Annotated in this window: 23 protein-coding genes; 15 read left to right on the top strand and 8 right to left on the bottom strand. The window is 68.1% G+C overall.

What is annotated here, in order from left to right; all coding sequences use genetic code 11:
• The 9 genes from BIU98_RS15325 (at position 1) to BIU98_RS15290 (ending at position 11086) form a co-directional block, all read left to right on the top strand.
• Entirely contained in the window at positions 1–630 is a 630-nt protein-coding gene (locus BIU98_RS15325; RefSeq protein ID WP_071278478.1) for a hypothetical protein, read from the top strand.
• Positions 627–1451, top strand: a complete 825-nt coding sequence (locus tag BIU98_RS15320) for a hypothetical protein (protein WP_071278476.1) — start codon at positions 627–629, stop codon at positions 1449–1451. Before BIU98_RS15325 ends, BIU98_RS15320 begins: the two co-directional genes overlap by 4 nt.
• Positions 1448–2371 (top strand): hypothetical protein, encoded by a 924-nt coding sequence (locus BIU98_RS15315; protein ID WP_071278474.1) that lies wholly within the window; start codon positions 1448–1450, stop codon positions 2369–2371. The genes BIU98_RS15320 and BIU98_RS15315 overlap by 4 nt, the downstream gene beginning before the upstream one ends.
• Positions 2371–6828 (top strand): FtsK/SpoIIIE domain-containing protein, encoded by a 4458-nt coding sequence (locus BIU98_RS15310; RefSeq protein ID WP_071278472.1) that lies wholly within the window; start codon positions 2371–2373, stop codon positions 6826–6828. The genes BIU98_RS15315 and BIU98_RS15310 overlap by 1 nt, the downstream gene beginning before the upstream one ends.
• Before the next feature lie 607 nt (positions 6829–7435).
• Entirely contained in the window at positions 7436–8749 is a 1314-nt protein-coding gene (gene dnaB / locus BIU98_RS15305) for a replicative DNA helicase (protein ID WP_139200805.1), read from the top strand.
• Positions 8750–9064: 315 nt separating this feature from the next.
• A complete protein-coding gene (locus BIU98_RS15300; RefSeq protein WP_071278468.1) occupies positions 9065–9721 on the top strand; it encodes a hypothetical protein in 657 nt (218 codons plus the stop codon).
• Between the two features lie 403 nt (positions 9722–10124).
• Positions 10125–10289, top strand: a complete 165-nt coding sequence (locus BIU98_RS19585; RefSeq protein ID WP_175481389.1) for a hypothetical protein — start codon at positions 10125–10127, stop codon at positions 10287–10289.
• A gap of 132 nt (positions 10290–10421) precedes the next feature.
• Positions 10422–10772, top strand: a complete 351-nt coding sequence (locus tag BIU98_RS15295; protein ID WP_139200782.1) for a hypothetical protein — start codon at positions 10422–10424, stop codon at positions 10770–10772.
• Positions 10773–10849: 77 nt separating this feature from the next.
• Positions 10850–11086, top strand: coding sequence for a hypothetical protein (locus BIU98_RS15290; protein WP_139200781.1), 237 nt, complete (start codon positions 10850–10852; stop codon positions 11084–11086).
• Here BIU98_RS15290 and BIU98_RS15285 read toward each other — a convergent pair.
• The 5 genes from BIU98_RS15285 to BIU98_RS15270 form a co-directional block, all read right to left on the bottom strand.
• Complete coding sequence (locus tag BIU98_RS15285) at positions 11078–12010, bottom strand: hypothetical protein (RefSeq protein WP_071278462.1); 933 nt, start codon at positions 12008–12010, stop codon at positions 11078–11080. The genes BIU98_RS15290 and BIU98_RS15285 overlap by 9 nt on opposite strands.
• Before the next feature lie 274 nt (positions 12011–12284).
• On the bottom strand, positions 12285–12761 hold the full coding sequence (locus BIU98_RS15280; RefSeq protein ID WP_302847988.1) for a GNAT family N-acetyltransferase: 477 nt from the start codon (positions 12759–12761) through the stop codon (positions 12285–12287).
• Between the two features lie 51 nt (positions 12762–12812).
• A complete protein-coding gene (locus BIU98_RS15275; RefSeq protein ID WP_071278458.1) occupies positions 12813–13016 on the bottom strand; it encodes a hypothetical protein in 204 nt (67 codons plus the stop codon).
• A 67-nt stretch (positions 13017–13083) separates the two neighbouring features.
• A complete protein-coding gene (locus BIU98_RS19090) occupies positions 13084–13590 on the bottom strand; it encodes a hypothetical protein (RefSeq protein ID WP_139200780.1) in 507 nt (168 codons plus the stop codon).
• A gap of 414 nt (positions 13591–14004) precedes the next feature.
• The gene (locus BIU98_RS15270; RefSeq protein WP_071278456.1) at positions 14005–15222 is read right to left on the bottom strand and encodes an FAD-dependent monooxygenase; all 1218 of its coding nucleotides are present in this window, start codon (positions 15220–15222) and stop codon (positions 14005–14007) included.
• Positions 15223–15281: 59 nt separating this feature from the next.
• On the opposite strand from BIU98_RS15270, the gene BIU98_RS15265 reads away from it, so the two are divergent.
• The 3 genes from BIU98_RS15265 to BIU98_RS15260 all read left to right on the top strand — a co-directional run bounded on the left by BIU98_RS15265 (position 15282) and on the right by BIU98_RS15260 (position 17404).
• Positions 15282–15803, top strand: coding sequence for a MarR family winged helix-turn-helix transcriptional regulator (locus tag BIU98_RS15265; protein ID WP_083393310.1), 522 nt, complete (start codon positions 15282–15284; stop codon positions 15801–15803).
• A 513-nt stretch (positions 15804–16316) separates the two neighbouring features.
• A complete protein-coding gene (locus tag BIU98_RS20090; protein ID WP_083393309.1) occupies positions 16317–16616 on the top strand; it encodes a GIY-YIG nuclease family protein in 300 nt (99 codons plus the stop codon).
• Positions 16617–16702: 86 nt separating this feature from the next.
• Complete coding sequence (locus tag BIU98_RS15260; protein WP_071278454.1) at positions 16703–17404, top strand: DUF3800 domain-containing protein; 702 nt, start codon at positions 16703–16705, stop codon at positions 17402–17404.
• A gap of 209 nt (positions 17405–17613) precedes the next feature.
• On the opposite strand, the gene BIU98_RS18630 is transcribed toward BIU98_RS15260, so the two are convergent.
• Entirely contained in the window at positions 17614–17853 is a 240-nt protein-coding gene (locus tag BIU98_RS18630; protein ID WP_083393308.1) for a PLDc N-terminal domain-containing protein, read from the bottom strand.
• 115 nt (positions 17854–17968) lie between these two features.
• Here BIU98_RS18630 and BIU98_RS15255 point away from each other — a divergent pair, with 115 nt between their 5' ends.
• Positions 17969–18286 carry a hypothetical protein gene (locus BIU98_RS15255; protein WP_071278452.1) on the top strand — a complete coding sequence of 106 codons (318 nt, stop codon included), beginning with the start codon at positions 17969–17971 and terminating at the stop codon, positions 18284–18286.
• 53 nt (positions 18287–18339) lie between these two features.
• Here BIU98_RS15255 and BIU98_RS15250 read toward each other — a convergent pair whose 3' ends face one another.
• Positions 18340–18918, bottom strand: a complete 579-nt coding sequence (locus BIU98_RS15250; protein WP_071279168.1) for a GNAT family N-acetyltransferase — start codon at positions 18916–18918, stop codon at positions 18340–18342.
• Positions 18915–19376 carry an ASCH domain-containing protein gene (locus BIU98_RS15245; protein ID WP_071279170.1) on the bottom strand — a complete coding sequence of 154 codons (462 nt, stop codon included), beginning with the start codon at positions 19374–19376 and terminating at the stop codon, positions 18915–18917. Before BIU98_RS15245 ends, BIU98_RS15250 begins: the two co-directional genes overlap by 4 nt.
• 397 nt (positions 19377–19773) lie before the next feature.
• Here BIU98_RS15245 and BIU98_RS15240 point away from each other — a divergent pair, with 397 nt between their 5' ends.
• Positions 19774–21555 (top strand): tetratricopeptide repeat protein, encoded by a 1782-nt coding sequence (locus BIU98_RS15240; RefSeq protein WP_139200778.1) that lies wholly within the window; start codon positions 19774–19776, stop codon positions 21553–21555.
• Between the two features lie 53 nt (positions 21556–21608).
• The gene (locus tag BIU98_RS15235; RefSeq protein ID WP_175481387.1) at positions 21609–22541 is read left to right on the top strand and encodes a hypothetical protein; all 933 of its coding nucleotides are present in this window, start codon (positions 21609–21611) and stop codon (positions 22539–22541) included.
• The last annotated feature ends 2 nt before the right edge of the window (positions 22542–22543 follow it).

The following is a 22543-nucleotide window of genomic DNA, read 5'->3' as shown; positions in this document are numbered from 1 at the left end:
ATGAGCGCAACACCCGTCCTCACCTCGCGCATCGACGTCGAGGTCCCGCAGTGGCTCGTCGTGCCCGGCACGGCCGACGTCACACCGGCATGGCGCACGGGGGCGCTCGAGCTGTTCGCGGCGATCGCGCAGGTCGACCGCGACGCCGAGGGCGACCAGCGGGTGTTCGACGGCGGGCCGGAGGTGGACCCGGAGGCGGCGCTCGACACGCTGCTCGAGTTCCGCGCCGCGCTGGACGGGGCCGAACGGCTCGTGGCGGGGCTCGGGGTGCCGAACCGCTGGCCGCTGCCGGTCGTCGTGTCCGTCGGCATGGCCGAGTCCGACGGGCCCGGGCTGCTCGAGCTCGCCGGTGCCGAGGGCGGTCTGCCCGTCGAGCGTCCGGCGGTCGACGAACTCCCCGACCACGTCGGCGGCGAAGGGCCCGTCGTGACCCGGTACGACCTCGACGACGACGGTGCGATCTGGGCCACCGTCTGTGCCGTCCGCCGCGAGACCTTCACCACCGCTGACGCCACCACCCCTGTCGACACACGGGTGCTCTGGCGCACCCGAGACCTCGACGTCGTCCCCGTGTTCGGTGACGAGCTCATCGACCTGCTCGCCGCCGTCAAGAACGAGGTCTCCGCATGAGCGACACCACCCGCACCGACACCGACAGCGCCGACACCAGCCCCACCGACACCGACACCACCGACGTGCCGCGCACCGATCCGACGGCCTCGTTCTTCATGGTGGTCCCGCCCGGGTGGGCCCGACTCCCCGCGCGCGAGGACGACCGGCAGGAACTCGCGGCGATCGTCCGGGACGTCATCGCCCACGCGCTCCCGGACGACCTGCCCCGCGACCGCGCCGAACCCCTGCGCCAGGAGATGCGGAAGCGTCTGACGGCGACGGTCGTCGAGGCCGGCGACAACGGCGCGAACGCCGTCTACCTCGCCGTGCAGCCCGTCGACGGCTACACCCCGCCGGTCTCCATCATCGAGACCGAGGTGGAGGACGAGTCCGACCAGGCCCCCGAGCAGGTCATCGCGCAGGTCCTCGCGGACGCGCTGCCGACCCGCCACGACGAGGACGACCCCGGCATCCGCGAGGTCGACGGCTGCATCGCTGCCCGCACCGAGACCGTCATCCGGCGCGTGGACCCGAGCGCCGAGCTCCCCGGCCTCGGCGACGACCTGCCCGTCGTCGACGACCGCCAGGTGGTCTACACGATCCCGGTCCCCCACCGCCCGGGCCGCTGGGTCGTGATGTCCTTCTCCGCGATCAGCGCGGCGAAGCCAGCAAGCACGCACGACGCAGCCGCAGCAGCGGCCGCAGACACCGACCACCTCACCGACGCCCTCGTCACCCTGTTCGACGCGATCATGACGACCTTCCGCTGGACCGACGTCCCCGGCACCGAGCCGACCACCCTGGAACGCCGCCTGGCCGAGCTCGGAGGAGCCGCATGAACTGGTCGCTCTCCCACCCCGAGTCCCACCTCATGCTGACGATGTCGGTGGTGCTGTTCCTCGGCGCCCTGGCCTTCGTCGTGCCGACGATCATCGCGCACCGCCGCCGGCCCGTCTCGGACGCCGCCGCCTGGGCGGACCTGCCCCGACGCGAGGAGGGCGCCGCCTGGGCCACCGACCGCGTGCTCCGCAGCGTCGAGGCGTCGTGCACCGTCGCCCGCGTCGGCTTCCCCGGCTTCGTCCGGGCCGTGGTCGGCCCCACCGTGCGCCTGGACCTCGCGTCGCCGACGGTCGCACCGCCGGAACCGTGGCAGACCACCCCGGACGGCCGCTCGTGGTCCGCCCCGATGTGGGCGCTGCAGGCCGTGCCGCTCGGGCAGACCCCGTCGACGCAGTTCGCGACCGTCGTCGGGCTCGGCAGCGACCAGGACGGCGCCGTCCTGGTCGACCTGCGCCGCGCCTCCGGTTTCGTCGCCCTGGACGGCGACCGCACGGCCCGCGCCGCGGTCGCGCGCCGGATCGTCGACCAGGTCCGCACCGACCCCTGGTCGGTGGGCACCCCGGTCCTGACCGTCGGGATCCGCGGCGGCGAGTTCGGGGCGGCCGACGCCGTGTCCGTGGGTGAGGCGGTGGCGGCCGTCGCGGCGGACGCGACCCCGGGCCTCCTGGTCGTCCACGGTGTGCCCGGCGGCAGTGAGGGACGTGAGCTCGCGCGCCTGCTGGAACGGCCGGGTGGCCGCTGGGCCGCCCTGTCCATGAGTCCCGACCCCCTGGCGCGCTGGACGCTCGACTGCCGTCGTGACGGCACGTTCGTCTCCGACGAGTTCGGCGTGGTCCGCTGGGTGGACCAGCTGCTGTCGACCGTCGCCGCGGTGCCGGTCGAGGACGACGCGACCGTCGTCGAGGAGCTGCGCGCCTGATGCGCGTCGTCGTCACCGTCGTCGACGACGTCGTCGGCACCACCTCCGACGTCCTCGTCGACGCACCAGGTCAGACCCCCATGCGATCGGTCGTCGACGCCCTGGCGCGACGTACCGGCAGCGCGCCCATGCCGTCCGACGCGTCCGACGGCGACGTCCCGTTCGCGCGCAGCGGGCTGGTCGACGGCGCCGTCCTGCACGTCCACGGCACCGACCGCCCCGAGGTCGAGCGCGGTGTCGTCCACCTGCTCGTCGCCGGAGGCGTCGGTGCCGGTCGCGAACGCCGGCTGGCACCCGGACACGTCCGGATCGCGCTCGTCGAGGACGGTGCCCCGGCCGTCGGCGCGCAGGCTGCCGACCACCCCGGCCTGGAGGCTCGGATCGCCTTCGACCGCACCGTCACCCTCCGGCTGTCCCCGCGTGAGCACCCCGTGGCCGACGCCGGGGACGCGGTCGCGGCGACCCTCGAGGACGAGCCCGTCGGCGACGAGTGGGTCGTCTGGGAACCGGGTGCCCTGGTCCGGCTCGGGTCCAGCGTGCTCACCGTGCGGCCCGTCGCCGTCGCGGACCGGCTCCTGCTGCAGCCACCGGACTCCGGCCAGCTCGACTTCAACCGGCCGCCCCGGCTCCTGCCGCCGTTCCTGACGACGCAGTTCCGGATCCCGAAGCCGCCGGTCCCGCCGCAGCGCTCGGCGATCCCCTGGATCATGGTGTTCGTGCCGGCGATGTTCGGCATCGTGATGGCGACCGTGTTCCACTCGCCGTTCTACCTGCTGTTCGCGGCGATGACGCCGATCATGGTCGTCGGGCAGACCGTCACGGCCCGTCGCACCGGCAAGAAGAGCCATCGGAAGCAGACGGCGGAGCACCGGGAGCGGGTCGCCGCGCTCGAGGCCGCGATCGCCCGGGCAGTGCTCGCCGAGCGGGACGAGCGACGGTCCTCCGCGCTCGACGCCGCCTCGCTCCGGGTCGTCGCCGGGACCCCCGGCCGTCGGCTCTGGGAGCGCCGGCCCTCGGACACCGACCACCTGCACGTGCGGATCGGCGTCGGGGACCTGCCGTCGACCGTCACCGTGGACGACGACCGCGACCTGGACGGCCTGGCCGACGAGCAGCGCATCACCCGCGGTGTCCCCGTGACCGTCCCGCTCGCCGAGGTCGGCGTGCTCGGGATCGCCGGCGCGGAGGACCTGCCCCGCGACCTCGGGCGATGGGTGCTCGGGCAGCTCGCCGTCACGCAGAGCCCGCGGGAGGTGCAGTTCGTCGTGCTCACCGCGCAGCAGCACGTGCCGGCGTGGGCGTGGACCCTGTGGCTGCCGCACCTCCGCCCGACGAACGGACAAGAGGCCCTCGCGCTCATCGGCGCCGACGGCGACACGATCGGTCGTCGCCTGGCCGAGCTCAGCCAGGTGTTCGCGGAGCGGAAGGCCGAGCGGACGAAGAACGGGTCGATGCGGCCGCGGTTCTCGCCCGAGATCGTCGTCGTGCTCGACGGCGCCCGTCGACTGCGCGCGATGCCCGGCGTCGTGGGACTGCTCCGCGACGGGCCCGCGTGCGGCATCCGGCTCGTCTGCATCGACGAGGAGGAGTGGCAGCTGCCCGAGGAGTGCGTCGCGACCGTGACGCACCGCACCGCGACCGAGCTCGTGCTGCGCCGCCAGCTCGCCGCCCCGGTGGAGCTCGTGCTCGCCGACCGGGTCGAGGACGACTGGTACGACGCCGTCGCCCGCGCCGTCTCCCCGCTGCGGGACACGAGCGGCTCCGACGGTGACGGCCTGGTGCCCGACGCCGCACGGCTGCTCGACGTGGTCGACCTGCCGCAGCCGTCCGGCGCGCTCGTCGCCGACCGCTGGACCTCGCGCGAAGCCACCACCTCGGCCGTCGTCGGCGTGGGCATCGACGGCGCCTTCGCCCTCGACCTCGTGAAGGACGGCCCCCACGGCCTGGTCGCCGGCACCACCGGGTCCGGCAAGTCCGAGTTCCTGCAGACCCTCGTCGCGTCGCTCGCCCTGGCCAACCGCCCGGACCAGATGACGTTCGTGCTCGTCGACTACAAGGGCGGTGCGGCGTTCAGCGTGGCGTCGGAGCTGCCCCACACCGTCGGGCTCGTCACGGACCTGGACCAGCACCTCGTCGAGCGCGCGCTCCGCTCCCTGCGCGCCGAGCTCACCCGGCGCGAGCACATCCTCGCCGCGTCCGGCGCGAAGGACATCGAGGACCACGAGACGCACCTGGCCCGCGGTGGGGCCGGCGAGGCGATGCCGCGACTCGTCATCGTGATCGACGAGTTCGCCGCCATGGTCACCGAGCTGCCCGACTTCGTCGCGGGGCTCATCGGCATCGCCCAGCGCGGCCGGTCCCTCGGCGTGCACCTGATCCTCGCGACGCAGCGCCCCGGTGGCGTGGTCGGGCCGGACATCCGCGCGAACACGAACCTGCGCGTGGCACTCCGGATGACGGACTCCGGCGAGAGCTCCGACGTGATCGACGTCGCCGACGCGGCCCGGATCCCGAAGAGCGTCCCCGGGCGGGCGTACGCGCGTCTCGGGCACTCCTCCGTGGTGCCCTTCCAGTCAGCGCGAGTCGGCGGCCGGTGGGCCGGCGACGAGGACCCGGCCACGAGCCTCCCGTTCGTCCGCGTGCTCGACTGGCGCGACTTCGCGACCGCACCACCTGCACGACCCACCAAGAGCGACCAGTCGTCGGCGGCGACCGACCTGTCGGTCCTGGTGCAGGCGATGGCCGACGCCCGCGACCGGCTGGGCATCGGTCCCCTGCACAGCCCGTGGCTGGCCCCGCTGCCGGAGCTGCTGCCGCTCGCCGAGGTGGCGTCCGCCTCCGTCGGCGTCCGTCAGTCCCTGGCGGCCACCACGGAGACTCTGCGGTTCCCGTTCGGCGTCGAGGACCTGCCGGACACGCAGGAGCAGCGCGCGGCGGAGATCGACCTGGACCGCTTCACCCACCAGTACGTCGTGGGCGCGCCCGGGTCCGGCCGGTCCACCGCGCTCCGGAGCATCGCCGCCTCGGCCGCACAGTCCGTCCCCTCGTCGGACCTACACCTGTACGCGATCGACTGCGGCAACGGTGCGCTCGCGTCACTGCAGCACCTGCCGCACTGCGGTGGCGTCGTGCAGCGGACGCAGGTCGAACGGGCCACCCGCCTGATCGACCGGCTGACCCGGGAGATGGCGCGGCGGCACGACCTGATCGCCGCCGCCTCTGCTGCGGACATCACCGAGCAGCGGCTGCTGGCCGCGCCCGGTGAGCGGCTGCCGCACGTCCTCGTGCTCATCGACCGGTGGGAGAACTTCACGACCTCCCTCGGTGAGGTCGACGGTGGCGCCCTGACCGACGCGATCCAGTCGATGCTCCGCGACGGAGGCGCCGCCGGCATCCACGTCGTCATCTCCGGCGACCGGACGCTCATGTCGTCGCGGATGTCGACGCTCACCGACGACAAGATCGTGCTGCGGCTGACCGACCGGCTCGACTACTCGCTCGGCGGGATCAACCACCGGAAGCTGCCGGCGTCGATCCCGGCCGGTCGTGGGTTCCGTGCCGACTCCGGCATCGAGGTGCAGTTCGCCACGCTCGGCACCGACGTGTCCGGGCAGGGGCAGACGGCAGCGGTGCGCGACCTCGCTGCGGCTGTGCGCACCGCGTTTCCGGTGCCGCCGGCGCCCCGGCCGTTCCGTGTGGACGCGCTGCCGAAGGACCTGGACCTCGACGCCGCCCTGACGCTCGAATCGGCGCCTTCGCTCGTGCCGCTGGTCGCCGTAACCGGGATCGGGGGTGACGACATGGAGCTCCAGACCGTCGACTTCGCCACCGGCGGCGGCACGTTCGTGGTCGCCGGGCCGTCGCGTTCCGGCCGGTCCACCATGCTCGCCGCCATGGCGCGGTCGCTGCTGGTCGGCGGCACCTCGCTCGTGGTCGTCGCGCCCCGACAGGGTCCGGTGCGGGATCTCGCCGGGCTGCCGGGAGTCCGTGCGGTCTTCACCGGCGACGACGTCACTGTGGACGAGTTGTCCCCCGTGCTCACGCCCGACGGCACGCCGCTCGTGCTCGTGGTCGACGACGGGGAGCTGCTCATCGACTGCTCGGCCGCGCGATGGCTGCGGGACTGGGGCCGGGCCGCTGTGGACAACCGGCAGGGGCTGCTGCTCGGGGGGAACACGACTGGGCTCGCCGCCGGGTTCGGTGGGTGGCAGGTCGACGCGAAGAAGAACCGTCGCGGGGCCCTGCTGTCGCCGCAGGACACCCTGGCCGGGGACCTGATCGGGGTGCGGATCTCGCGGTCGTCGATCTCGTCGCGGATCGTGCCCGGGTCGGCGCTGGTGCACCTGGGGACGGGGATCGCGTCGACGCTGCAGGTGCCGGTGGTGCGGGCGACGACGCGGGCGGGGAGTGCGGGCGTGGGCGTGGGGGCGGGCGCGGGCGCGGTGCTGGCGGGCTGAGGCTGGCTCGTTGTTCCTTGTTGCTCTGTCGCTTGTGGTTCTGGTTCCGGTGGTGTCGGGCGTGTCCCGGGTCGGTCTCGGCCTGGTTCCGGCCCGCCGGTTCCGGTCCGGTCTGCGCTGCTCCGGCCTGGAGGCTCGGGGTTGCGCTGCGTTGGCCGGTTACCGTCCGCGGCCGGCTGGGCTCCCTGGGAGCCAGCCGGGAGCACTCCGCTCAGGAACCCGTTTGTCAAGTCGTTTCCCACCGTGACGACGTCAAATCGGGAACCTTCAAGCGCACATTGAAGCACGGTTGTCCACACACAGTGTGGAAACCAAAAGCCCAGGTCAAGCGGTCGAACGTATGTTCTTTTGCCCCTCTTTCCACATGTCTGTCCACAGTTCTCCACACGGCTTTCCCGGCGTGTTCCGCGAGTCCTCCACAGAGTTGTCCACAGGGGCACTTTGTGGGGATAACTTGCACCCCGTACGGTGAGCGCGCGACCGGGGGATGTCGGTTGCTCGGGGTAGGACTGGCGTGCGGGGGCGGCCCGTACGGACAACAAGAGGAGCACGTGTGTCGATCGCGCATCTGGACCCGGCACCGCAGACGTACTCGGAGCGCGGTGGCATGGAGCGCACTCCGCCACACGACCTGCTGGCGGAACAGTCGACCATCGGCGGCATGCTGCTGTCGAAGGACGCCGTCGCCGACGTCATCGAGACCGCCCGCGGCGTGGACTTCTACATCCCCAAGCACGAGGTCATCTTCGACGCGATGCTGTCGCTGTACTCCCACGGTGAGCCGACGGACGTCATCGCCGTCACCGACGAGCTGACCAAGACCGGGCTGCTGTCCCGTGCCGGCGGCGCCGAGTACCTGCACAGCATGACGAGCCTGGTGCCGACCGCGGCCAACGCCGGGTACTACGCCGCGATCGTCGCCGAGAAGGCCGTCCTGCGTCGCCTGGTCGACGCCGGTACCCGCATCGTGCAGATGGGCTACGCGTCGGAGGGTGAGGTCACCGACCTCGTCAACAGCGCGCAGGCCGAGGTCTACAACGTCGCCGGCGGCGTGCAGACCGAGGACTACGTCCCCCTGACCGAGGCCATCTCCGCCGCCATCGACGAGATCGAGGCCGCCAAGGGCCGCGACGGCCAGATGACCGGCGTGCCGACCGGGTTCGCCCAGCTCGACGGCCTGACGAACGGCTTCCACCCCGGACAGCTGATCATCGTCGCCGCCCGACCCGCACTCGGCAAGTCGACGCTCGCGCTCGACCTGTGCCGCGCCGCCGCCCTGAAGCACAACCAGACGGCCGCCTTCTTCTCGCTCGAGATGGGTCGCGCCGAGATCGCGATGCGTCTGCTCTCCGCCGAGACCAGCGTGCCGCTGCAGAACATGCGCAAGGGCACCGTGGACTCCCGCGACTGGACCACCATCGCGCAGACCCGCGGCCGCATCAACGACGCCCCCTTCTTCATCGACGACTCCCCCAACATGACGCTGGTCGAGATCCGCGCGAAGTGCCGTCGGCTCAAGCAGCAGCACAACCTGAAGCTCGTCGTCATCGACTACCTGCAGCTGATGACCTCGGGCAAGAAGGTCGAGAGCCGCCAGCAGGAGGTCTCGGAGTTCTCGCGTGCACTCAAGCTCATGGCGAAGGAGCTCCAGGTCCCCGTCATCGCCCTGTCCCAGCTGAACCGTGGGCCCGAGCAGCGTGCCGACAAGAAGCCGATGATCTCCGACCTGCGAGAGTCCGGGTCCATCGAGCAGGACGCCGACATGGTCATCCTGTTGCACCGTGAGTCGGCGTACGAGAAGGACAACCCGCGGCAGGGTGAGGCGGACCTCATCGTCGCCAAGCACCGCAACGGGCCGACCGACACCATCACGGTGGCGTTCCACGGGATGTTCTCTCGGTTCGTGGACATGCCGCAGTAGGTCGCTGTCGTCCGCCAGCTCACTTGTCCGACTGCCACTCAACGTGTCTGAAATACGGAGATGGACACGTTGTTTGGCAGCGCGAACGGGTTGAGCCGACCGCAGCGCGACTGAGCCTTCGTTGGTCCCGAGGCGCCCGTAAGGCGGGGGTAATTTGCGAAAGTTCGCGGACCACCCATGTGAGACAGAGTTGGTCTCGACGCAGGGCGGTAGGAGTCGGCGTCGTCTTTGGGCACTCGTCAGTCGACTGGAGCACCGGCTATCGGACATCCTTCGCACGGGCTCCACGAGTCGTCCGTCTGAAAGACTGCGCGCATGATTTCGGACTCCGTGCCGTGGCGTGAGCATCTCTGGAAGACCGCGGCGGCACTCGAGAAGCGTGCGGGCTCGGCTCGATGGAGTGAACGAACGTCGTTCCTTGTCGAGCGCGACCTGATGAACGGGATGTTCGCAATCCGGCGTCTGATCGAGGCTGCGAAGACGTCGTCGAACCTGCCCGCAGAGCGAGTCTCTTGCGGCGTGCACCCGCTCACTGGACGGGTGCCGAAGATCTACGACCGGTGGTCTTTCTGGGAGTACTACGACATGGCGTCGAAGCAGCAGACGCAGTTGACGGTGAAAGAGCTCGTCACGATTTTCATCCATTCGTTCGTCTTTGACTTCTACCCCACGTCGGACGCTGAGCCGGCGATGATCTGGGTGGTGTCAGACCGCGACCGTCACAAGCGGCTCTACTCCGTGACCTTTGAGAGAGTCGTCGCCTTGCTTCGGCGGATCGGTAGCGAAGACGTGATGTTTAGGGCCGGTCCGTTCGACGAGTCAGCGGTGCGGCTGTCGCAACACGACATGGTCGACGCTGGTTTCGCTAGCTACGAACCGTTCCCATATGCATCAGACTCTGCCGCGTCAATCAGCCAACTTCGCGCGGCCTTTCCGTCGCTCGCCTGGTCGCCGTTCACCGCCGACCGCTGAACGATCGTCATCCGATACGTGGAAGTGAAGTTCCGCTTTGGGTCGACTATTGGTCGCGCGGCTCGTTGTGCTTCAGCGTGTGCCCCGGAGGCGTACGAGCTGTCGGACCCCGAGCACGATGCATACAATCCCAGCCAAGGCAGCGACGCCTGCGAGGACAATTGCAGGAAGTTGACTGCGGCCGGCCGGCTCAAACGGGCTCGCGGTAGTCACAAACAGAAGAGCGACTCCAAGCGAAATCACTCCGAACACGACCATCGCCACTGAGCCTGACCGACTCATCTCATCCGTCGACTTCCCTGGGTCTTGCCTCGTCATGGCATCCAGCGTAGACCGGGGCCTGCGTCGGACAGCCGATCGCCTATCGAGACTCCCGCGCACCGTTCCGGGCTACGGTCGATCCATGGCATTCGGGAAGCGTGATGACGAAACCAAGCCGCTGAATCAGTACAAGTCGCTGAGCGTGCGTGATCAGGCGATGGTCAAGGCCCTTAGTGCTGCCATCGGTCAGGAAGTCCGTGAGGCTCTGGCTGAGCATCGTGCGGCGCTCAAGTCCGAAGAGGGGTAACGAGCGACAGCCGGGCTCTACGGCCGACTATCGAGACGCGCTCCGGCATCCATAGTTCCGCCGTCGTCGACGCGGCCGTCAGGGGAAACCCGTACCGAGGTTCTGGGGTCGGCTGTGCCCTACCGTGTCGATGTGGTCCTCACTCAGGAAGAGCGAACCGCTCAGCGCAAGCTCATCGGCACCTTGAACATGCGCAACGCCATGTGGTTCGAGCCGGACGTCGGCTTCTGTATCTGGCGTGATCAGCGAGATTCCCAAGCGTGGGGAGCTGGCATCCCCGAGCTGAGCGCGCACTTCGACACGTTGGCGATTCCGTACGTCGTGCGTCCTGAGGTTCAGGCCGTCGGGAAGCGGCAGAAGGCTGGCCTCACGCTCGTCGTTCGGTGGGAGGAGCTCCCGTCTCTTACGCGCTGGGCGCCTTCCTTCCAAAAACAGATTGACAACGCCCATGCTGAGATGGACGCTGCGGCCTCCGGCTCCTAGATCACGAGTCAGGAGGCTTGCGGCTGCGGCGTAAGATGCGGGCTCGGCGCATCGTTGCGCTGCCGGAGGGGTTCGCCATGAGTGAGTTTCAGTTCAGCGAACGAGGCATGCGGAAGCTCTTCAAGGAGATCACCGCGAAGTTCGAAGCGGCAGATGAGAATTTCCGTCGTACTCACACCGGTCTGCCGTACGAAGTCGTCCGTGCAGATGCAGCTCAGGCCCTACCCGCCGGCGTCGAGCTAGGCGACGCTGATCTCGACAAGTACGCCGCCGCTGTTGCGTCGGGACAGCCCTTCGAGTTCCGCCTACGGTAGCGAAGTCAGAAACTCGACCGACTGTTGCACCAGTTCGGTGCCCAGCTGAGCGCCTGCAGCGGTGGTGAGTGCGGCTACGATCTTGCCCGCAATACGCCGTACAACGCCAGGCTCAGCGTTGCTGTTCGCGGCATCGTGAAGTTCCGCAACAGCCGTCCGAAGTTCCTCAAACTCCGGGGCGTTCTGGACCTGCTGCAACCGTGCGTTGATCGTCTCGATGAGCGCGAGAGCGTCGCCCTGCCATCCCACGTTGGAGGTCTGCGACACGTGGTGGCTGCCTTGGGCGATGTTGGCTGTGCCACTGCCAGACACAGTGACGTGGTACTGCGGGCTTACCCCTCCTCCATGAAGTGCCTGCGGCGATGTGTGCACGTCGATACCTTCCTCTACGTACCGGCTGCCCTTCGCTGTGATGTCAGGTCGGATCGGGCCACTGTTCGCCCACGAGCCGGCCCCGCGGATGAAGCCGTTCTCTTCTAGCCACGCACCGACTCGTCCTAGGTCATCCTCGGTGTAGGCGGCGCCGTAGAACGACGCGCCTGAGGAGAGGAAGTTCGACGAGACAGGGGAGTGACCGTTGCCCTCTTCAATCTGCGCGTAGATCCACGCGAGGTACTCGTTGCGCATCTGCTTGCGCCGGGCTACAGAGTTTGATCTGAGCGCATCGAGCGACGCCCACGCTGCACGACCGCTGTCGGTGACGTAGAAGCCTCCGGTGTATCGGTCGCTTGCAACAAGGAAGCCGCGCGCTTTGAGTTCGGTGATGTGAGCGCGAGCCTGTTCGTGCTGCCCGGGGGACGCGTCTGGCACGGTTCCGTGCTGCGCAGCGACAGAACGTGGCGGGCTTTGGCTGTCGCTTACTGTGATTAGCCGGCCCAGGGTTTCGAGTATCTGCATCTCAGTGAAGGAGTAGACGTCGGCCACGGTCCCACCCTAGTTACGCGGTCCGACAGTGCGTTCCTACGCACCTACAACGACCCTGGACGCGGTCGTGCCGCGGCGGTGTGCGCCGCTCCTATGCTGCCCGAGGCATTCGGACCCAATAGAGCCAGACCCCTTGAACCCGGGGTTGGAATCTGGAGGGGGCTGGCAAGACGGTTCCGTCACCTTGGTGGCGTCACCCGAGGCTTGACGCAGTGAGTCGCCGGCGTCGTCGGCGCTTCTTCTTGCTCCTGTGTGCTGTCCGATGACCGATCGGCTATCGGACATGGGTCGCCAGGTTCAACGTCATCGCGAGAGTCCCGACATCGTCCTGTCGACCGGTCTCGACGAAGCCCGCGCGTTCGTATGTCCGTACGGCTGGACGGTTGCCCGCCACGACGTTGAGGCCGATCGAGGTCGCACCGAGTGCATGAGCTCGGGCGACGGCGAGCCGCACCAAGTCATGGGCCAAGCCGCGGCCCCGCACGGCGGGGTCGAGCAGAACCCGTCCGAGGTGAGCATGGCCATCGTGCATCGTGAGTTCGAACTGGCCGATCGGTTCCGGACCCGCGTCAACGGCCACCCAAGCCGTTCGTTCAGGGCTCTGTTCGTCCACCGTGAGCTGGTCGAGGGTCAGAGGCCAGCGCAGGCGAGGGCCGGCGAAGAGGTACAGCGCCTCGGCGTCCGGCACCCACGACACGATCAGATGGCAGTCATCATTGGATCGCGGTCGAATCGAGAGCACGTTGCACATCATCCGCGCGATCAGTCACAACGGCCAGAGCCGAGTCCGTTGACCGATCCTCTACCGGCCGCGCTTCGCCTTCCGAAGCGCGAAGCGCCACAACCAGGCGCCAGCGCCGAGCCAGAAGAGGCCGAGCACGGTGTTCAAGATCACCAAGAGCACGTCGAGGTCGGGCCGAGTGAGGCGAATGATCGACGTCGCGACGAACACCAGACCGAAGGCGAGCGCGATCGAACCCAGAACCTTTGCGCTCAAGACGTCCATTGCGCCAACCTAGCTCGCGCCGGCGTCCGTTGGGCGATCGGTAGCCGGGACAACGTTTGGGGGTTCGTCATGGAGCGGCGGTCCGCCCCCGCTGGCGTCGCGTGCGGAGGACGACGAGCAGCAGGAGGAATCCGAGGACGCTGCCTGCTAACAAGGCCGTGCCAACCCAGACCGTGACGAACGTTCTGTTGCCAAACAGTGCGTCAAGCAGCAGGCCGCCACCGACCGCGAACACGGATAGTAGTGCCGCACAGACCGGTTCGAGCCATCGTGGTGAGAGCAGTGATGCTCGATCGGCCGGGAGGCCCTGATCCAACCGCGCGCGTGCCGCCTTTTCGCGATCGCGGATGGCGATGCCGATCGTCGGGCCCCAGAAAGTGACCATCGCTTGGTTACCGTCGGGGTTGAGCAGGATCAGAACACCAACTGACACGACTGCGCCAGCGACATACCACCATGGGAAGACGCGGCGGATTGGTACTGCCCAGCGTCCGTCCGGACCGGTGCCGTCATTCTTCCGCTCGCTCTTGGGCTCCGTGACGCCGACGAAGTCGAGACCGCGCCGGACGGTCATGAGCTGAGCATACGTTGACGCCTCTCGACCAATGGCTAGTCACCGCTGGGCATGCTCTCTACTTCGAATCGGCGCGATGGATGGCTCGGTAGCCGATCGCCTATTGAGACTCCGACTGCGAGCATTACCGGCGCTTGGGGCCTAGAACTCACCTCAACCTGCACGTTCTAGAGAGGACACCACCAGGGCATACCGCGACGCCCGACGCCCCTCCGAATGCATTGCGGTAGGCCCAGCACTGCGACGGCGCGGGCCAATACGTCACCTGCCGTGCGAGCATTTAGCGAGCACGATCTGGTTCCGCGAGGCGCATCGCGCAGCACCCTGAAGCGCTTCCGAACGCGTTCAACGCACTCGTCGCCGGATAGGCCACGAACTCTTCGTTGAGCATCGTTGGTCGTGCTGGACGGCTGTTCACTCCAGGTGCGCGTAGTCCGGCAGGTCGATTGCCTCGGCCGGCGGGGTGGCGAAGCGGGCGCCGAGGCGCCCGACGAGGGGCAGCGACGCCACGCGGACGGCGGTGCCGAAGGCCGCGATCCCGAGCCGGGACCTCGGGTTCGCGATCCGCGGTGTGCCCGGCGGCAGCTGCTGCGCCTTCGCGACGTACGGGCGCATGATGCGCTCGTATGCGCGCAGGGCGTCGCGGTGGTGGACGTGGGCGGCGAGTTCCCCGGCGAGGACGTAGGCGCCGGTGAGCGAGAGGCTCGTGCCCATCCCGCTCACCGGCGACGCGCAGTACGCGGCGTCCCCGACGAGCACCACCCGGCCGTCCGACCAGCGCGGGGCGTGGACCTGTCCGATCGCCTCGGAGTAGAGGTCCTCGGAGTGGTCGAACCCCGCGAGGACCCGCTCCGCCTCCCACCCGGCGTCGCCGAACACCGCGTGCAGGCGGCTGCGCACCGCATCGAGGTCGCCGCGCTCGGAACCGGCTCGCTCCCGCTGCCGGTCCGTCACGACCGACATCGCCGCGCGGATGGTCCCGTGCTGGTCGGGGCGGAGGGTGATCGACCGGCCACCCGGTGCGTTGTACCAGCGCCACCAGTCGTCGTCCGCCGCGGTCCGGGGGATCGTGCCGTACGTCGTCTCGAGCCCGAGCGAACGGATCTCCGGCTCGTCGCCGAACACCAGCCGACGGGTGCTCGAGCCGATGCCGTCCGCCGCGACCACCAGATCGAACCGGTCGTCCGGGCCGTGCTCGAACCCCACGGTCACGCCGTTGTCGTCCTGGTCGATGCGGGTGATCCGGTCACCGTAGCGGTACTCGGTGGCGTCGGACGTCCCGTCGACGAGGAGCCGCGCGAGGTCACCGCGCAGGACCTCGAGCTCGGCGGTGGCCCCGCCGGAGTCCGAGGTCCCCGCCGGGAACGCCGCGATCGTCCGGCCGCTCGGACCGATGAACCGGGTGCCGACCTCGCCCGTCGTGGCGGCGCGGATGTCGTCCTCGATGCCCATCCGGCGCGCGACCTCACGCCCGGCTCCGCGCACGTCGACGTTTTGCCCGCCGGTGCGGAGGGACGGCGCCCGCTCGACGACGACCGTCTCGAACGAGAAGCGGTGGAGCCAGTGGGCGAGCGCCGGGCCGGCGATGCTCGCGCCGGAGATGAGCACGCGGCCGCGGGTGTGATCGGTCATTGTCCCTCACATCGTTGATTACCAATGAGATTGGCAATGTACACGACTACCATGGTGACGTGCCGAACGACGACCAGCACCCAGCGACCGATCGCTCCGACGACCGGCAGGACCGCCACGACCGGGCGACGGCGCGACGCGACGGGCGATCACTCCCCGACGACGACATCCGGTCCCGCGTGCAGCAGGTCAGTGTCCGGCAGCAGCGCTTCGAGCGGCACCTCGCCGCGGCACTGTCGGTCGACGCTGCGGGGCTCGAGGCGATGGACCACCTCGTCGCGACCGGGCCGGCCACCCCGACCGAGCTCGCGCGTCGGCTCGAGATCTCGACCGCCGCGATGACGCTCGTCTTGAATCGGCTCGAGGGCGCCGGGCACGTCCGGCGAGAGCGGCACCCGAGCGACGGACGCAAGCTCGTCGTCACGGCGGCGGAGCGCTCTTCGGACCGTGCGTACGACCTCGTGCTGCCGCTAATCGAGGGCATCGAGTGCATCGTCGACGACCTGGACCCCGCGGAGCGTGCGACGGTCCAGACCTTCCTCGACCGGCTGATCGGGGTCTACGACGGGGTAAGCGGCTAGGGCTGTGCGCTCGCGGTCCGTGCAGAGGCCTGTCGCCGACGTGGGCTCGCAATGCTCCCCGAGGGTGCGCGTCACTTGAGTTGGTCGAACATCTTGTCGCCGTTCGCCGAAGCTCCGGCGGTCTCGCTAGCCGATCGCTTATTGAGACACCGCAGCACGCCGTCTGACCATGCCTGCATAGAGCACTGGCGGAAACCCGGTTTCCCGGATCCCCGCCAGTGAGTCACCGTTTCGCGGCGATTGTCGCTTGCTCTTCTTATGCGAGGTCTGCGTGGTGCTGGGGTGCGACTTCGCGTACTTGGACGTCACGTACTTGCCCGTGATCGAGCTTCGCGACGAACCGCGGTCGGCACCACCCTGCTGGTGACACTGTTGAAAGGTGATTGACACGCCACAAGTGACCACCAACCCAGCTTCCACCCCTGAGCCGTAGACGCATCCGTGACAGTAGCGGATGATGCCGTGCTGGTGAGCTGCTGAACGCCACCCCGCTTTGGAAGGCCTTGACCGCCCATGCCCCTGTCCTCCGATGAACGCAAAACCTACCGAGTGTACGCACTCGTAGATCCCACGAACGGCGTGCCCTACTACGTCGGGCAAACCGCGAACACCCTTGCGAACCGACGGCAGGATCACGTACGAAAGTCCGGGAACACGCGAAAGGGAACCTGGGTGCGGGGGCTACTGTCGAACCACCTCGAACCGCAAATCGTTCTCCTCGAGGAGCTCACAGGGCATCGACGCGATGCATACGAGCGAGAGGCCTACTGGATCCGGAAGTTGCGCGACGAGGGCCAGCCGCTGCTGAACTGACGCGTCGACGACGGCCGCTATCAACCGTCTCTGGAAGCGCGCCGGGGCCGTCCCGGCCCGGGCCGGAAGGTTGCAAGAATGGGGCGGTGCCCGGACTTGATCGCCTCATCTACGTCGACGACTCGGGGAGGCCGCAGTCGGGACTGGTCGTCTACGGGTGGATCGAGTTCGCTCCAGACCGGTGGGCAGGGGTTCTGCGGGACTGGCTCGATCTGCGGAAGCGGCTGTGGCGTGAGTCGGGGATCCCGGTCACTCAAGAGCTGCACACGGTCGACTACGTCAACGGCCGTGGCAGGATCTCGCGGAAGTTCCCAGAGCGACACAGACACAACGGCGTGGACTACTGGAAAGACTTTGGGCGCGAGGTCGCGGAAGAGTGCCTCGAGACCCTGCGCTGCACGCAGGGCTTGCGCGTCGGCGCCGTCTACCGGAACGGTCTCCCGGGAGAGTTCGCGCAGACACGGCAGCAGGCCTACTCGGCTTTGGTTTCCCGTGTGGAGCACGAGCTCGAGCAGTCGAACTCGTTGGCCATGATCTTCATGGATGGCGATGGGTCGGACCCCACATACCGATCGACGCACCGATCGCTCAAGCTGGACAAGCGCCGCGTCATCGAGGACGCGATCCACCTTGACTCGCAACAGTCGCAGCTGGAGCAGATGGCCGATCTGGTCGCATGGAGCGCAAACGCGTACCTCGATCAGCACGCCAGCAACCAGTTTGCCCAGCAGTGGTACGAGAATTACCTTGCCGAGCGGGATCCCGCCCGCGGGCCGCAGCAGATCTGACTCCGGACACAGCTAGACCCCCTTGGCCCGCGTGCGCGGAGGGGGTCTGCGAAGTCAACTATAGCGCCTTACGCCTACTATCGGCAGGTCCGGCCGCAAAGAGCCTGGAGCGACGCGTTCGTGCGTCGACGTTGAAACAGACGTGTGTGGGGCTCGAAAGAGGTGGCCTTACCTGAGCGTCACTCGATGAAGTCCGAACAGCAGATCGGCTATCGAGGCAGTCGCGTGCGCGGGGTCGTTCTGCGCCCGACAGCGAGCCATGCAACTGGCCCGAGGACGGGTACCACAAGGATGAGCGCCGCCCAAGCCAGAGCGAGCACGGGCGACAGCTGTGAAGCCCTCCGGCTGAGCGAGACGATGGCAATGACGATCAACACGACGGTCGCCGCTGCGACAACGGACCAGACGATGTCGTAGACCGGCGGAATCAGTGGGTTGTGGCCTTCCATCTCACGAACGCTATAGCAGGGGCGGCTTCGGGCGCCTCCGTCGCGTGGATGCTCGATCCCGCGAGAAGCGACGTTCGACCGGCTGGTCAGCGGCGAGGAGCGAGAGAATTCTGGTGTGCAGGCGAACATCCGGTCGGTGACCGTCCAAGGCGAAGAGCAGGATCGCGACGCGGACCTGGATCGGGTGCAGCAGTTCGAGGTCCTGACGGACAGCGGCCATCGCTACCTCGTCGTACTTCAGGGCCCTCCTGACGGTTCGCGGTCCGACTGGGATGTGACGAGTTCGGAGGACGGTCGCCTGGTTGGTCACGTGCACTTGCTCGGAGCGGGGATGCCGGGCGCGACGACCTACCGGTTCAAGAAGGCCGGAGCCATCTTCTCGGGAGGGAAGCAGATGGACCTCTGGAACGCGGTGCAGTCGCTCCTGCAATGACTGGCGTGCACCGGTACGGACGGCCGAGAAGCCATTCGCGGCGAATGGTGTTCCTAGCGACCGCCAGGCGCCAGCGTCACCCACTCCTCGTCGCGCACGTAGCCGATCACGTCGTTGGCGGCCAGGATCGCGGCGTTGTCGGCCGAGCCTCCAGTCCGGAACCGCGTGACGCCGTCGGCGAGCAGCGCCAGCACCGACGCCGCCTTGGCGGCGACACCGAGACCCCGCCCGCGCCAGGCCGGGTGCACGACCGTGAAGTCCGTCTCGGCGTCCGCTCCGTCGAGGTCGACGAACGTCATCGCGACCAGCTCTCCGCTCTCGAGGACCACGCCGAATGCCCGCCGCGACTCCGAGGGCGTCGCGCGCTGCCGGTCGAGCGGCGTGTGCTGCGTCGCGATGCTGCCCGGGTAGTCACCGATCGTCAGAGCGTCGAGGGCCAGGACGGCGTCCACGTCGGCGTCGCTGAACTCGCGCACCGACCCGACATCGGCCGTCCGGGCAACGAGGCCCTGCAACCGAGGCTGATCGACGGCATGCGCGTCGAGCTGCGCGCCGAACGACCGGGCGACGACGGTCCACCCCTGTGCCTCGAGTTCCGCCCGCTCCGGTGCGTCCGCGGGCAGGACCTTCATCTGGGCCACAGCAGCTCGAAGCGTTCGCAGATGATGGGCATGTCTGGCGCGAAGCCGCGGGGGTTCTCGGAGTGCTCCCGCCAGTAGTGCTCGTGCGAGGACCGCCAGTGCGCGAGGGTCCGGTCGCCCTCTCCCTCGGCACGGGCGTGCTCGGCGTCGACCTGATCGAACGGGATGATCGCGATGCGCGTGGTCACGAGCACGGTTCGGGGCTCCCCCGCGCCGTCGAGGATGACGCTGAGCTCGCCGACCTCGGGCAGCGGGTCGCTGCTCTCCTCGTAGTCCCAGAGCGAGGACGCGGTCCCGTCCTTCACCCCGTGGAGCACGAGGTCGAGCAGGGCGTCGGCGTGCTCAGGCGTCGCGCCGAAGGCCCACGCGAGCGGGACGGCTTCCGGCAGGTCGGGGGACTCACGGCGGCGGGCTTCCCAGAAGGAGGGTACGGACGGCGACGGTGCGATCACGAGGGCAACGGTAGCGGGAGCACCGCAACGCGAAGACCCGTGTATCCCACTTCCTGGCCCGCAGTTAATCACCCGAACTAGTTCGTTGATCGGCCTGAACGGTCGACTCCATTACATCGGTGGCGTTATTGAAGAGCTATTATCAAGTAACGGAATAACCGACAGGTGTGATGAGATGCAGGGTCCTCACGAAATGTCCCTGACACAGGTTGCGCCGAGCTTTGGAATGCTCTACCTTGCTCCCGAGAGGGAACAAATCCCTTTCCCGTTCGAGACGAGTAGGAGATGCTCATGGAGCTGACTGTCGCAAAGCCGCAGGAAGAGAAGATCGACTTCGCTGTGCTCTACGGTGGCAAGGTCGCCTGACCCGATCGTCGAAGAGAGGGAGGGAATCGTGTCCCGCGACTCCCTCCCTCTTCTGACCTCGAACCATGGGGGCAATGTGGAACGGCGATTCGGCGCTCGTAGCACGACGATTTCCTTCGAAGTCGTGAAGACCGTCCTGCAGTCGTACGGGCTGACACCGGACGTCGAGGATCCCGTCCTTCGACAGGCCTTGCGGATCATCTGGCCCCTCGACGAGGTCCTCGCCGCACGGGTGCGGTCGGAGAGCGTGAGCCTCACCGATTCCGCGACTTCCAGTGAGCAGATCCGGTTCTTCCAGGGCCAACGGGCGCTGCGGTCGTACGTCAAGATCGCGCGATGGGTCTGTGAACAGCACCGCGACGTGCGCATCCACATCGATCGGGCCGATCTTCTCGACGAGCCCAGTCGTGAGTTCCTCCGCGTTGCTGCAGCCGTCGGGCGATGGGAAGTGCGCCTCTGTCTCGGATGTGATGAGAGTGTCGGTGCCGCTCGGGTGACGGAGCATGTACCAAAGGGGCGAGAAGCGCGCCTGTTGCATCAGCTGGAGCGGCTGCCGGAGCAGCCGACCGAAGTCTGGGCCGCCGCGTTCGACTACGTGAATGCTGGCGACGCCTGGACGGCAATCGGCATCGGACGGCAATTGTTGGCTGTGGAGCAGTCTCCGCGGGTGTGGAATCTCTTGGCGTTGGCCCATGCAATGCTTGGTCAGAGCGAAAGTGCCGAATTCTACTATCGTCGCTGGGCGGCGGACGGCGGGCCGATCGATGAGATCAGAGCCTCTTACGGGATTGCGATGTTGTATGCCCGCCATCACCGAGTCGGGCTCCGAGATCTGGAGAAAGCAGCGGATCACCTGGACCGCGCTTTCGCTCTGATCGTTGAACTCCCGAGTTCGGATCAGGACGATCCTGCCATCGTTTTCGAGTCCGTGTTCAATCGTAACGGTCGCGCATTGATCCTGTTCCGACAGGGCGAGGTCGACAGGGCACTCGCGCTCCTCGAATCCGGGATCGAACGTCTCACACACACCACAGAGAAAGTGGCGATCCACCGATCGGTGCTCATGTACAACCTCGCTCAGTGTCACCGCCAGCTGGGTGACCTGGACGCGGCGATTCGTGCGTACGAACAGCTCCTCGCTGTCGACCCCTTCATGCCGGAGTACCACCTGGAGGCCGCGCGATGCCTCGCAGCCGCGGGTAGGCCTGCCGCCGCAGTCGCCGCGGTCGAGGACGCTCTCGAGCTGGACGACACTCTCCCGGTGGCGTGGGGCCTCCTCGGCCTGTACCGGGGGGAGCTCGATGAGTACGGGGGAGCTGCTGAGGCGTACGCGGAAGCGGCGACGCTGGATCCGGACCGTCAGTCGTACCCACTTGACAGGTCGTACTACCTCATCCTCGCCGGGGACAGCGAAGCGGCTCTGTCTCAGCTCAGCACCTTCGAACCGCTCGGCGCAGCGAACCACGAACGGCACGCGACGCTCATGGCTGAGGCGCTGAATCGCATCGGGAGGAGAGGTCACGCCCTTGCTGTCCTCGAGCAGGCGATGTTGGAGCAGCCGGACTCCACGGTTCTCCGAACGAACCGAGCGACGTTGGCGACGGCGCGAACCGGCCCGGACTCCGGACGCAGCTCCTGGTCTTCTCGGTCTTGTTCGCCGCGGGCATGTGGATGTCGAAGGTGGCGCAGCCCCTGCACTTTGCCGACCGAGGGGCCTTGGTGGCCTTCGGGGCGGGTTACGCGGCGATGGCCATCGCTGGCGGATTCTCCTTTGCGTTCGGTGCGCTCGCTGACCGCATCGGTGGGTTGACCGCCGTCCGGATCGGCACGGTGGTGTACGCGATCGGCATCGCTGGCAGGGTCATGACCGACCTCGTTCCAGCGATCGGCTTCTCCGTCGTCGCGGGTGTCGGGGCATCGCTGGCTCTGGTCGGCATCCGACCGTGGATTCGATCGACGATGGCTGGTAACGACGTCTCGACGATCGTCGGCGGCCGCAACTTCGGGAACCAGATCGGCATGTTCGCCGGGACGATCGGAGCTGCCGGGCTGTTCGCCCTCGTCGGTCAGGCGGACACGGGAAACGTCGCGGCGCTGTTGGTTGCGCCGGGGCTGGTACTCCTCGGAGCGCTGTGGTTGCTCGTGGTCGGTCGGAACGACCGGCCGGTGGTCGCCACGGTTTCTCAGACGAGGGAAGAACGAGCGCCTGGGATGCTCGGGCTGGCAACGAAGCTCGGGATCGTCGGGGTGATGTCCGGGTTCTACGTGTCGCTGATCACGCCGTTCGTCCCGTTGTACTTGACGCGCTCCGGCGCGACGAGCTCCATCGCCGCCATCGTCGTGGCGACGATGAGCGTTGCGCAGCTCGTGACGTCCGCGGTCCTCGCAAAGCGCAAGACCAGCGACAGACCATTCACGCTGTTCCTCGTCACCGAGCTCGCCGCGGGCCTACTTGCTGTCGCTCTGGCGTTCGCGCTCTCATCATCGGTGTTCGTGGTCGCTGCGGTGCTCATCGCTCGCGCCGCGTTCGTCTCGGTCGCCGTCATCGCCGAGGAGACCATCCAGTACGCAGTCATCCCGGGCAACGCGGCGGGCTTCGTCTTCGGTATCTCGCAGACCGCGTTCCTCGTCGGGGACGCGCTCGGCGGCGCTGTCGGCGGGCCGCTCTGGCAGTCCGCCGGACCGATCTGGCTGGCCGTGACGGCAGGTGGGGTGACGATCGCCAACGCCTTCGTGATGCCGCTGCTGCTCCGTCGTCGAACCCCATCAACCGTGCAGGAAGCAGACGCCGTGTGACC

The sequence above is a fragment of the Curtobacterium sp. MMLR14_010 genome, assembly GCF_001865015.1.
In the GTDB taxonomy this organism is placed as follows: domain Bacteria; phylum Actinomycetota; class Actinomycetes; order Actinomycetales; family Microbacteriaceae; genus Curtobacterium.
Note: the sequence above shows the minus strand (reverse complement) of the source record. Positions and strands in the feature narration are given on the sequence as shown.